The organism is Acholeplasma hippikon, from assembly GCF_900660755.1.
Classification (GTDB): Bacteria; Bacillota_I; Bacilli_A; order Acholeplasmatales; family Acholeplasmataceae; genus Acholeplasma; species Acholeplasma hippikon.
Genome location: NZ_LR215050.1, coordinates 302739 through 315302, shown reverse-complemented (window position 1 = coordinate 315302; position 12564 = coordinate 302739). Strand labels below are relative to the sequence as shown.

General features: G+C 32.2%; 12 protein-coding genes and 1 other annotated feature (1 of these 13 cut by a window edge). Of the genes, 1 reads left to right on the top strand and 11 read right to left on the bottom strand.

Annotated features, from left to right (window positions below):
• Positions 1 to 29: 29 nt before the first annotated feature.
• From rpmF to hrcA, 7 genes are all read right to left on the bottom strand, one after another.
• Positions 30 to 221 (bottom strand): 50S ribosomal protein L32, encoded by a 192-nt coding sequence (gene rpmF, locus EXC59_RS01525; protein WP_035369707.1) that lies wholly within the window; start codon positions 219 to 221, stop codon positions 30 to 32.
• Between the two features lie 13 nt (positions 222 to 234).
• Complete coding sequence (locus tag EXC59_RS01520; RefSeq protein ID WP_035369705.1) at positions 235 to 672, bottom strand: YceD family protein; 438 nt, start codon at positions 670 to 672, stop codon at positions 235 to 237.
• Between the two features lie 63 nt (positions 673 to 735).
• Positions 736 to 1728 carry a lipoate--protein ligase gene (locus EXC59_RS01515; protein WP_162164056.1) on the bottom strand — a complete coding sequence of 331 codons (993 nt, stop codon included), beginning with the start codon at positions 1726 to 1728 and terminating at the stop codon, positions 736 to 738.
• 56 nt (positions 1729 to 1784) lie between these two features.
• A complete protein-coding gene (gene dnaJ, locus EXC59_RS01510; protein ID WP_035369701.1) occupies positions 1785 to 2906 on the bottom strand; it encodes a molecular chaperone DnaJ in 1122 nt (373 codons plus the stop codon).
• A 55-nt stretch (positions 2907 to 2961) separates the two neighbouring features.
• Positions 2962 to 4773, bottom strand: a complete 1812-nt coding sequence (dnaK, locus tag EXC59_RS01505) for a molecular chaperone DnaK (RefSeq protein WP_035369698.1) — start codon at positions 4771 to 4773, stop codon at positions 2962 to 2964.
• On the bottom strand, positions 4757 to 5344 hold the full coding sequence (gene grpE, locus EXC59_RS01500; RefSeq protein WP_035369696.1) for a nucleotide exchange factor GrpE: 588 nt from the start codon (positions 5342 to 5344) through the stop codon (positions 4757 to 4759). The genes dnaK and grpE overlap by 17 nt, the downstream gene beginning before the upstream one ends.
• 5 nt (positions 5345 to 5349) lie before the next feature.
• Complete coding sequence (hrcA, locus tag EXC59_RS01495) at positions 5350 to 6396, bottom strand: heat-inducible transcriptional repressor HrcA (protein WP_162849166.1); 1047 nt, start codon at positions 6394 to 6396, stop codon at positions 5350 to 5352.
• 133 nt (positions 6397 to 6529) lie between these two features.
• Between hrcA and plsY the strand changes: the two genes are divergently transcribed.
• Complete coding sequence (gene plsY, locus EXC59_RS01490) at positions 6530 to 7195, top strand: glycerol-3-phosphate 1-O-acyltransferase PlsY (RefSeq protein ID WP_035369694.1); 666 nt, start codon at positions 6530 to 6532, stop codon at positions 7193 to 7195.
• An 85-nt stretch (positions 7196 to 7280) separates the two neighbouring features.
• Here plsY and EXC59_RS01485 read toward each other — a convergent pair whose 3' ends face one another.
• The 4 genes from EXC59_RS01485 to EXC59_RS01470 are packed head-to-tail and all read right to left on the bottom strand — an operon-like array spanning position 7281 to position 12421.
• Positions 7281 to 8075, bottom strand: a complete 795-nt coding sequence (locus EXC59_RS01485) for an alpha/beta fold hydrolase (protein ID WP_035369692.1) — start codon at positions 8073 to 8075, stop codon at positions 7281 to 7283.
• A gap of 9 nt (positions 8076 to 8084) precedes the next feature.
• Positions 8085 to 9320, bottom strand: a complete 1236-nt coding sequence (locus EXC59_RS01480) for a bifunctional folylpolyglutamate synthase/dihydrofolate synthase (RefSeq protein WP_035369690.1) — start codon at positions 9318 to 9320, stop codon at positions 8085 to 8087.
• Complete coding sequence (locus tag EXC59_RS01475; RefSeq protein ID WP_035369689.1) at positions 9310 to 11892, bottom strand: valine--tRNA ligase; 2583 nt, start codon at positions 11890 to 11892, stop codon at positions 9310 to 9312. The genes EXC59_RS01480 and EXC59_RS01475 overlap by 11 nt, the downstream gene beginning before the upstream one ends.
• A complete protein-coding gene (locus EXC59_RS01470; protein WP_162164054.1) occupies positions 11864 to 12421 on the bottom strand; it encodes a GNAT family N-acetyltransferase in 558 nt (185 codons plus the stop codon). Before EXC59_RS01470 ends, EXC59_RS01475 begins: the two co-directional genes overlap by 29 nt.
• 38 nt (positions 12422 to 12459) lie before the next feature.
• Positions 12460 to 12564 (bottom strand) — a binding site (T-box leader) (it continues 107 nt past the right edge of the window).

The following is a 12564-nucleotide window of genomic DNA, read 5'->3' as shown; positions in this document are numbered from 1 at the left end:
AAGCACTTCCTCGTGCTTTTTCTTTAGGATTACTTAGTTTCTTTGTTCTTCTTTTCTAAAACTAATTGACCTTTGTAGTAACCACTGTTTGGAGTCACTCTGTGTGGTAAAGTAAATTCACCAGTTTGAGGGTCAACAATAATTGCTGGAGTTTTTAGTTTAATATGAGAACGACGACGACCTTTAGATCCTTTACTGTGTCTTCTGAATATAGCACCCATGCCTATTCACCTCCTAAACATCATATTTCTTTTTTAAGCCTTCAAAAGCAGGGTGTCCTGTTTTTTCTGGTTCCAAAAACTTATCTAAATCTGCTGATTCATGATAAACAAATGGTTCTTTTTCTATCAATATTTCAGCAAATATAACTTGACCCAAATCGATTTCATCTTCTAAGATGTAGTCATATGTTTCTTCATCTTCTGAGAAAGTCAATTCTGTATCAAAAGCTAAATCATAGGTAACAGGTAAGAGTGAGATTGTACATTTTTGAACAACTTCCGCTTTAACTTCTAAGTTAAATTTAACTTCGCCTTGTTTTTTATAAATTTTACCTTCAACTTGTACATTGTTTAATGCAACTAAATCCTCTGCATTAGGAATTAATGTACTTAAATCAAGTCCTTGATTTATTGAGGTTACTGGTTCTAATTCTTTTACAATTATTTTCATAAAACACCTCAACCTAATGTATTATATACAAAATACTTTAATAAGTCAATCAAATTATCAAAATCACACATTTAAAAATGCATCTTTTAGTAATTCTTTTAAATCATCATTTGAAGCATTTAAGATATATGCTGAAATATCGACTTTATCAAGTACTTCTACTAAACTTTTATAGTCATAAGAGACGCCTTTAAAGGCTTCTTGAAGCATTTCTAGGTCATCTTTTAAATCAAAGAAGTCACCTATAAATTTAGTATTTTCAATTATACCATCTTTAACATCTAAACGCATCTCAAATCCACCCCAACTAAATCTTTTTTTCAATACTTGAGTAAATGGTGGTTGTTCTTGATATAAAAACTTATCTGTTTGATAAATTTTAGCTCTTTCTTTAAGCATTTCTACTTCTTCCGGACTAATTTCATACACGGTATCACATAATTCTTTTTCTAAGTATTCAATAAATTCATCGTGTGACATCCCATTTAAATATGATTTTAAATTTGCTACTCTAGAACGAACAGATTGTATACCTTTTGAAATTAATTTTTCATCCGGTGGATTCAATGCTCTAACCATTGTTTCAATATCTAAATCATACATCATTGTGCCATGCATTAACATGCCATTTCTATTTTGTAAAAATGCATTGCCAGATATTTTTTTACCTTCAACTAATATATCGTTTCTGCCACTAAATTCTGCGAGTACACCTAACTTGCGTAACGCATCTACAACTTGGCCTAAATAAGTTTTAAATGAGAAATTTTCCTTACTTCTTTTTGTAATAATGGTAAACATCGTGTTATTTTCATCTGAATATACAGACCCACCACCAGTTGGTCTTCTAAAAAACCTAATATGATTTTCTTTTACATATGGAAAGTTAATTTCATTTTCAATCACTTGGTTTTTACCAGAGATAATACCTTTAATTCTCCATGTAAAGAAGTATGTCTCATCACCTTTTAATAATTCATTAAGTACATACGCTTCTAATGCATAATAGAAAAATGGTTCTAAATTCCCTTCATTATGATGTTTAACTAATATCATATACATACCTCCAATACACTAACTATTATATAACAAAAAGAGGGTGGTTAACCCTCTTAATTTGTGAAAAATTCTTTAAATTTTTCCCAGGCTGATTTCTTTCTTGGTTGATCAAGATCTCTTAATTGTTCGTAAAGTTTCTTTTCATCAGATGATAGATTCTTCGGTGTTTCAACTGTGATAATAACATTTTGATCACCTTGTTTACCAGTTCTAACATCTTTTGTACCTTTATCTTTAATCTTTAAGACAGTACCAGATTGAATACCTTGAGGAATTGATAATTCAGATTTTCCATAAATTGTAGGCACTTCAATCTTATCACCTAATGCTGCTTGTGCAAAAGTGATAGGAACTTCTAAGACAATATCGGCACCATTACGTTTGAAGAGTTTATGAGGTTTAACTCTAAAGTTAATATATAAGTCCCCTGCCTCTGCACCTTTTGTACCACCGTGACCATATCCTGGAACACGTAATGTCATATCATCTTGTACACCTGCTGGAATCTTAACATCAACTTTTTTCTTAGTTTTTACTCGTCCGTTGCCTGAACATACGTGACATTTATTTTTAATTGTTTGACCTTTGCCGCCACATGTTGGACATGCTGTTTGCGTACGCATTGTACCAAACATAGTTCTTTGGTCTACATTAATATATCCACTTCCATGACATCTAGAACATGTTTCAACATCTTTAGAACTTTCCGCTCCACTTCCATGGCAGTGACCACATTCTTCTGTTATTTCAACTTCAACAGGTTTTTTAGTTCCTAAGACTGCTTCCATGAAATCGATTGTCATACGCATTTGAATGTCATCACCTTGTTGACGTGCGTTTGAAGAACGTTGACGTTGTCCACCACCACCAAAGAATGAATTGATAATATCTTCAAAACCACCAAATCCACCACTAAATCCACCAAATCCAGCGCCACCAAATGGGTCTCCATTTGCGCCAGCATGCCCAAATTGATCATATTGAGCTTTCTTTTGTGGGTCATTTAAGACATCATAAGCTTCTTGAACTTCTTTAAATTTCTTTTCTGCATCTGGCTCTTTAGAAACGTCAGGGTGATATTTCTTAGCTAAAGCGCGATATGCTTTTTTAATTTCTTCTGCTGAGGCAGTCTTGGAAATACCAAGAACCTCATAGTAATCTCTTTTTTCTGCCATGCTTTTTCATCCTTAACTTAGAATAAACAGGGAAGTATGGCTTCCCTGTTTTTAATTATTCAGTGAATTCTGCGTCAACAGTATTTGAATCGTTTGATCCGTTATTGTTTCCGCCGTTGTTCTTTTGAGCCTTTTCATATGCTTTAACAGCAACTGATTGAGAAGCCTTCATTAATTCATCTTTTTTAGCTTTGATATCTTCAAGGTCATCACCTTTTAACGCTTCTTTAAGCGCTTCGATAGCCTTATTAACTGATTCTTTTTCTTCAGCAGTTACTTCTTCACCAAGATCAACTAAAGCTTTTTCAGCTTGGAAAATGAAGTTGTCTGATTCATTTCTTACATCTGCCATTTCTTTACGTTTAGCATCTGCTTCAGCATTTTCCTCAGCTTGTCTTACCATCTTTTCGATTTCTTCTTTAGATAATCCACCGTTACCAGAGATAGTAATCTTTTGTTCCTTATTTGTACCTAAATCTTTAGCACGCACTGAAACAATACCGTTAGCATCAATATCGAATGTAACTTCAATTTGAGGTACACCGCGTGGTGCTAGAGGAATATCTGTTAATTGGAAACGACCTAATGTTTTGTTATCTGCTGCCATTGGACGTTCACCTTGTAATACGTGAATATCTACTGCTGGTTGGTTATCTGCAGCTGTTGAGAATACTTGTGATTTAGATGTAGGAATTGTTGTATTTCTTTCGATTAACTTAGTGAATACACCACCTAATGTTTCAATACCTAATGATAGTGGTGTAACGTCTAATAATAATACGTCTTTAACATCACCAGCTAATACAGCACCTTGAATTGCAGCACCCATTGCTACAACTTCATCAGGGTTAACTGATCTGTTTGGTTCTTTGCCAAATTCTTTAGTTACTAATTCTTGAACAGCTGGAATTCTTGTTGAACCACCAACTAATAAGATTTGATCAATGTCTTTTACAGTCATCTTAGCATCTGATAATGCACGACGAACTGGAACAATTGTTCTTTCAACTAAGTCTTTAGTGATTTCATTAAATTTAGCTCTTGTTAAGTTATATTCTAAGTGTAATGGACCTGCAGCTCCCATTGTGATGAATGGTAATGAGATTGTAGTTGTTGTTACACCTGATAATTCTTTCTTAGCTTTTTCAGCAGCATCTTTTAATCTTTGTAAAGCCATTTTGTCTAATAATAAGTCAACGCCGTGTTCTTTCTTGAACTCTGCCGCTAAGAATTTATAGATTTTTTCGTCAAAGTCATCTCCACCTAACTTGTTGTCACCTGCAGTTGAAACAACTTCAAATGTACCATCAGCTAAGTGTAAGATTGAAACGTCGAATGTACCGCCACCTAAGTCGAATACTAAGACAGTTTGTTCTTTTTCTGTTTTATCAATACCGTATGCTAATGCTGATGCTGTTGGTTCATTGATAATACGTCTAACGTTTAATCCAGCGATTGTACCAGCATCTTTAGTTGCTTGACGTTGAGCGTCATTAAAGTAAGCAGGAACTGTAATAACAGCTTCTGTAACTGTAGCACCTAAATAATCTTCTGCAGTTTTCTTTAAGTTTTGTAAGATGTATGCAGAAATTTGTTGTGGAGTATATTTTTTTCCGTTAATATCCACAGTATAGTTCATGTCACCCATGTGACGTTTAATTGAATAAATAGTATTTGGGTTAGTAATCATTTGACGTTTTGCAACATCACCTACTAAGATTTCATCACCCTTGAATGCTACTACTGATGGTGTAGTTCTCCCACCTTCAGCATTTGCAATAACTTTAACTTCATTACCTTCCATTACAGAAACGCATGAGTTTGTTGTACCTAAGTCAATACCAATAATTTTATTTGTTTTCGCCATGATTTTCTTCACTCCATTCATTAACTTTAACCATTGCTGGTCTTAATACGCGATCTTTGAAATAATATCCTTTTTGTAATACTTCTAAAACAATTCCGTTTTCTTTTTCTTTATTACTTTCCTTTTCGATAGCATGGTGTAGATTAGCGTCAAATGCTTTTCCTAAAGCTTGAATTTCTTTAACACCTTCTCTTTCTAATGCTTGTTCGAATTGGTCTTTAATCATCTTAAAACCAATTAAGAAGTTTTTTAATACCGGATCTTCAGTCGGGAACTCAACAATCTTAGAGAATTGTTCGTATGGAACTAATAATTCTGATGCAAAACTTGACGCTGCATATTTCTTCATGACTGCCTTTTCTGCATCGATTCTCTTTTTGTAGTTTTCAGTATCCGCTAAAGTTCTTAAATATTTATCATTCAACTCTTTAACTTGGTTTTCTAATTCTTCAATTTTAGCTTCTAACTTTGATTTTTTTTCTTTTTTTGATTCTTCTTTTTTCACTTCTTCTTGTTTTGTTTCTTCAATTATTTGATCATCTTGAATGATTTCATCTTTGTTGTCTTTCACTTAATTCACTCCTTATTATTTTTGTAAAGCTTTGCAAGGTTTGCCGCTATGTATTCCAAGAGAGGAATAATTTTCTTGTATGCCATTCGAGATGGTCCAAGTAAAGCGATTGTACCTTTTTCTCCGTCTCCAACTTCATAAGGCACAGAAACAACTGTCATATGATTCATTGGAATTACTTCTAAATCTGAAGCAAATTTAATGGATAAGCCATCATCACTACCTATGAGTTTGATAATTTCACGTCGATCCAACATATCAATGAACTTTTTAATGTGATTTACATTATTAAATTCGGGTTGTTCAAACACATTTGTCATACCTGATAAATAGAATTTGTCTGAAGCAAATTTAGAAAATGCTTGAACAAATGAATCTATCAATTGAGCTTGATATGCCATGAAACGACTCAATTCATGTTGAGCATACTCTTCTTTTAATACGCCCATTGCCTCACTGATTGTTCGATCTTTAAGCAGTTCATCTAAAGTCTTAATAACTTCTCTTAATTCATTCATACTCATGTCACCACTAATACGAATTTGTTGATGTTGAACATGCCCTGTATCTGTAACAATCAGAATGACTGCCTCAGTTTGTCCGAGAGGAACAAAGTCAATACGCTTAATTTTTGATTGTTCTACATCTGGGCCAACAGCCACAGCTGTATAGTTTGTTAAATCAGATAAGAGTTTTAATGCTTCTTGAATTGCATCATCTCTCGTAAATGATTTTTGTTCGAAGATTTGGTCAACAAGTGGAAAGACTTTCGCAACTTCCGAATCTCTAGTTACTAAGTTTTCTACATAGTAACGATATCCTTTTTCAGAAGGAATTCTACCTGATGATGTATGCGTTTTTTCTAAGTATCCTAAATCTTCAAGAATTGCCATATCATAACGAAGTGTTGCTGATGAAAAGTTTAAATAGGGTAAATTCATTAATGTCTTTGACCCTACTGGTTCAGCAGTATCCGAATGAATGTCAATAATTGCTTTTAAGATTAACTTTTGTCTATTTGATAACATCCTCATTCCACCTTTAGCACTCATCTATCATTTGTGCCAACTATATTGTACAACATCACTTTGGCACTGTCAACATTAATGTGCTATTTTTTGGGATTTTTACGATAATGAATAAATTCATTGAAATATGTTATAATTGCACATGAGGTAGTAAATCATGCAATTTATTTATATAATTATCGCTTTATTCGTTTCTTATTTAATAGGTTCCATTCCATGGGGATACATTATTCCTAAAGTTTTTAGAAATATCGACATTAGAGAACATGGTTCAAAGAACGTTGGATCGACAAATGTCACAAGAACATTAGGTAAAAAATTTGGTATTCCCGTATTTTTACTTGATTCATTTAAAGGTGCTTTACCTATCATTATTATTAGATATATACTTCAAGGACAAATACATACAGATTTAAATTTCATTAATCAGTATGATATTGTAATTTTTTATGGTGTCGCTGCAGGTGTTGGCCACATCTTCTCTATCTTCTTAAGAGGAAAAGGCGGTAAAGCAGTCGCAACTGGTGTTGGTGCAGTTATTGCATTAAATCCAATCGTTGGATTATCAGGCATTCTAATCTTCTTCATTGTTGCATTTGCAACTCGCTACGTATCAATCGGAAGTGTTGTTGCTACTTTTTTAGTTGGTGTTGGTATGTGGATTTCAGTTGCATTAGCACCTAGTCAAACATTCGAAACACAATTCTTTAATTTAATTGCTATTTCATTTATGTGCTTATTAATCATTTATATGCACAAGAAAAACTTTATTAGATTAAAAAATGGTACTGAAAATCGAATTGGTCAAAAGAAAAATAAGTAGTTATCTTTACTGCAATCGTGATTATATTTAATTTTGGGTATTTTCAATCAACAACTTCTATCATAAAACATAAAAAATAGCACTACTAAGTAGTGCTTTTTTCTATTTGATTGTCTAACCAATGAATGATTTCTTTAATTACTTCTCCAGTCACAGTATCATGATTTAAATTATGATAACCTGATTGAATCAGTTTTAATGTCTTATCTTCTATTGGCAAAAGATCATATAAGTGTTCTGCATTTTCTTTAGATACAATTTTATCTTCAGTTCCATGCATAATAAGTATTGGTTTTTTTATGTTGTTGACTTTTTTTAGTGTATCACTAACTGCTTTTTTCGTTACTTGTTTAGCTAATCTAAAAGTGAAGTACTTTAAGGCATATGGATCCACATTATCTGAAGGTGGGAAATGACTTAATCTTTCATCCTTAAAATTAGTTTTAACTTTAGACTTACCAACCAACCACATTGGAAGCATATTTAAAACACCAAGTTTTAAAGGAATCGTTGGCGCAGAAAGTGAAATTGAACCATCATAATCATCATACTGTGTTGCATAAACATTTGTTATCACAGCACCCATAGAATGTCCAAGTAAATAGATAGGTAGATTATTATCTTTTCTTACTTCATCAACGATTAAATGTAAGTCATCGATGAATGTTTGATATGTTTTGATATCACCTCTATCACCTTGACTCTTTCCATGACCGCGTACGTCATACAAAAGGACGGAATATCCGCCTTTGTTTAAACCCTCTGCAATTTTTCTGTAGTATAAAGCATGAAGTGCTATACCGTGAGTAATTATTACAATCCCTTTAGGTTTTTTCGCACTGTGTTGCTCAGTATAAATCATAGTTTGGTTAATTAACATGGTATCACCCTATTTCAAGTACGGAATAATTTCTTTTTTAATGTACCCAATAAAGTGCAAACTACCTGTTATGATTACTAAGTCTTGTTCGCTTTTATTTTTGATTAAATTTTCTAACGCTATTTTTGGATTTTCTTCAAATTTAAATGGAAGTGAGGCTAAGCTCTCATAACGAGTATCCGGGAAAGCAGTCGTTGTAATACTTTTCACATGCCCTTCAAGCATTTCAAGCATTTTTATCGGCTCTTTATCAGATAATGCACTAAACAGTATATTAATATTATACATTTTAAAAGTAGAATGTAAAGTATTTATCAATTCTTTCATTGCGTGCGTATTATGTGCACCATCAATATAAACACCATCTAATACTTTTTCTAATCTTCCACCATAGGATACTAAACTTAAACTCTGATTTAAACTTTCATGAGTAATTTCAGGTAAAATGAACTTCGCTACTTCGATTGCTAGTGCAGCATTTTTCGATTGATAGGTGCCTAACAGTGATAGTTCATAAGTTTCATTTTTATATTCAATGATATTTGGTAAGTTAGATAAAATCTTTATATCTTCTTCTTTAATAATCATGATTTCTGCATTTTTATCTTTAACATAATTATTAAATAAATCATATAATGATTTATCTACTGTTGTAAATAAGTGATTATGTTCTTTAACTATACCTAATTTATTGAGTCCAATTTCTTCTAAAGTATTACCTAGTGTTTTCATATGATCATAACCAATATTTGTAATCACTGAAGCATCATAGTTTAAAATGTTTGTCGCATCTAGTAAGCCACCAATGCCAACTTCCATGACAATGATATCTAAATTAAGTTCATGAAACACACTTAACGATGTCAATGTTAAAAGTTCAAAGAAAGATAATGTTTCTTTTGTTTCATCTTTATATTTTGCAGCAACCAAATAAATTAAATTAATGTGTTTCAATAACAAATCATCTGAAATATTTTCTCCATTCACTTTAATACGCTCATTAAAACTTACTAAATATGGAGACATGAATGTACCAACTTTCAATCCTTGGTCAACAAAGATTTTAGTTAGATACATACAAGTTGAACCTTTACCATTGGTACCAGTTACATGTACTTTTTTAATATGTGACAAGTCTAAAGAAAGCATGTCAAATGCTTTCTTTACATGTATAAGACTTGTTTTTGGTCTAAATTTTTGTTGAACTACAATCCAATTGATTGCATCTTCTAATTTATTGAACATGTTTCTTTAGTTTTTCTAATACGTCTTCGTATTGTTTTTGATAGTTAGCATATTTTTCTCTTTCGATTGCTAACTTTTGTTCTGGTGCTTTTGAAATGAAACTTTGATTATTTAATAAGCCTTCAGAACGAGCAATTTCTTTTTCTAAAGTTTCTTTTTGTTTTAATAAAGCTTCTTTCTCAGCCTTTAAGTCAATTAAATCACTCTTTACAACATGAATATTTGCATATGTTCCTGCTAATAAAACAGTGTCATTGTTACTTGTTTCATTAAATTGTAATGATTTAGAGTTTAAGAACTTAATTAAGTATGCTTCAATATCTTTTAATTCACCTAATACTTTATCCGATTTAGTTTCTAAAATAATATCAAGTGGTTTAGATGGCGCAACATTATATTCATTTCTTAATGTTCTAACTTTTGTTACAATCTCTTCAAATGCTGCAAATACTTGTTTATCATTACTGAAATCATACTTAGCCTCTGGCCATGAAGAAACCATAATTGATTTTTCATCATAGATTTCTAAGAATAGTTTTTCAGTTACAAATGGAATAAATGGATGCATTAATTTTAATACATCTTTTAATACATAAAGTAAAACAGCTTGTGTATTTTTATTTAGTTTTGGATTTTGTAAACTTACTTTAGAAATTTCTAAATACCAGCTTGCAAATTCATTCCAAATGAAGTTTTGTAAGACACGCGATACTTCATTAAATTCATATTTTTCATAGAAATTATCTGCTTCTTTAATTGTTTCTGAAAGTCTAGTTAAAATCCATTTATCAAATACAGTTAATTCAGCTTCATTTATTTCGATTGATGCATCTTCAATATTCATTGTTAAGAAACGTGTAATATTCCATAGTTTATTAATGAAATTCCATGAAGCTTCGATTTTTTCTTCATCATAACGAGTATCCATACCTGGAGCTGAATTTGATACGATAAAGTTTCTTAAAGCATCAATTCCATATTTAGCAACAACATCCATTGGGTCTACACCATTCCCAAGTGATTTACTCATCTTTCTTCCTTCTTTATCACGAATTAAACCATGAAGTAAAACTTGTTTGAATGGATCTTTACCTGTGAATTCTAATCCTTGGAACATCATTCTAGATACCCAGAAGAAAATAATGTCATATCCAGTTACTAATACATTTGTTGGGTAATAACGTTTAAAATCAGGATGTTCAGTATTTGGCCAACCTAAAGTTGAGAATGGCCATAGTGCACTTGAGAACCAAGTATCCAATACGTCTTCATCTTGAACCCAACCTTCACCTGGACATTCAATTTGAACTTTAACTTCCTCACCTTTAAACCATGCAGGAATACGATGTCCCCACCATAATTGACGTGAAATTGTCCAGTCTTGAATATTTGTCATCCAGTTTTCAAAAGTCTTTCTAAAGCGTTCTGGAACAAACTCAACTTGATTATTTTCTAATGTTTGTTTAGATAAACCCTTCATATCAACAAACCATTGAAGCGATAATCTTGGTTCAACCATAACACCAGTTCTTTCAGAATAACCAACTTGGTGAGTATATTCTTCAACGAGTGGACATAAGCCAAGTGCTTTTAAATCATTTGTTACATTTTTTCTACATTCAAAACGTTCTTGACCTTGATATTTACCAGCCATTTCGTTCATCGTACCATCTTCATTCATACATAATGGCATTTCTAATTGATGACGTTTAGCAACTTCATAGTCATTTGGGTCATGTGCTGGTGTTACTTTAACAACACCTGTACCAAATGCCATATCTACATAATCGTCTGCAATCACTGGAATTTCTCTATTTGTACCTGGAATAAATACTTTTTTGCCAATAAATGCTTTATAACGTGAATCTTCTGGATGTACCATTAATGCTTGGTCCGCAAACATTGTTTCAGGACGTGTTGTCGCAATTTCTAAATGCCCTGTTCCATCAACAAATGGATAATTAAAGTGATATAGTTTACCTTGTGTTTCTTCATATTCAACTTCAATGTTTGATAAAGCTGTTTTAGCCTCAACATCCCAGTTAATAATACGATAGCCACGGTAAATCCATCCTTTGTTGTATAAATCGATAAATACTTTGTTTACCGCTTGATTTAATTGACTATCTAATGTAAATCTTTCTCTAGAATAATCTAAAGATAACCCTAATGCAGCCCATTGATCTTTAATAAAGTTAGAATATTCTTCTTTCCATTCCCAAGCTTTAACAAGATAATTTTCTCTACCTAAATCATATCTTGAGATGCCTTGTTTCTTTAATCTTTCATCAATTTTAGCTTGCGTTGCAATACCAGCATGATCCATACCTGGTAAGTATAAAGCATCATATCCTTGCATACGTTTACGACGAATAATAATATCTTGAATTGTTGTATCCCATGCATGCCCTAAATGTAATTTACCAGTAACATTTGGTGGTGGAATAACAATTGTAAATGGTTCTTTTCTTGGATCTTTTCCGGCTTTAAAGAATTCGTTATCTAACCAGAATTGATATCTTCCTTTTTCTACTTCTTTGAAGTCATACTTCGGAGATAGTTGTTGTTTCATAGCCTAAATACTCCCTTTTTGTAATTTTGTAATAATAAAATGTTTTTTCATGATTGTCTAAATACTTATCTTTTCTAGCATTAATAAATTTAAACTTCATCTTTTCTAAGACTCGTTTGCTACCCATGTTACCTTCCAAATGGCTTGCAAGAACATAGTCGAAATCTAATGTAAAGAACACGTATTTTAAGACCTCGCTGACGGCTTCTGACATTAATCCTTGATTCCAATAGGTATCATCTAATATATAACCAATTTCGCAACCCTCACCGTCTACATGATTAACTTGTCGATTATGTAATCCAATGGTTCCAATCATGACATCATCATTTTTAAGTGTGATAGCCCATATATTCTCTTCTTTTATAAAGAGATCTAAAATGAGTTTACTATCATCTAAATTTCGATGTGGATACCATCCAGCCAGTGGACCTATATTTGGTTTAGATGCGTAATAATAAAATGAAACTAAATCAGAATTTTTCGGCGGACGTAAAACGATTCGCTTTGATTCTAAAATTGGCAGCATGTAAACCTCCTAAAAATAAAAATCCTTAGACAAAAATGTCTAAGGACGATTGTATCGCGGTACCACCTTAGTTCGTATAAATATATATACGCACCTTCATGATCTATAACGGGATTTCCCGGCTTAAACTACTAAGAATTTCG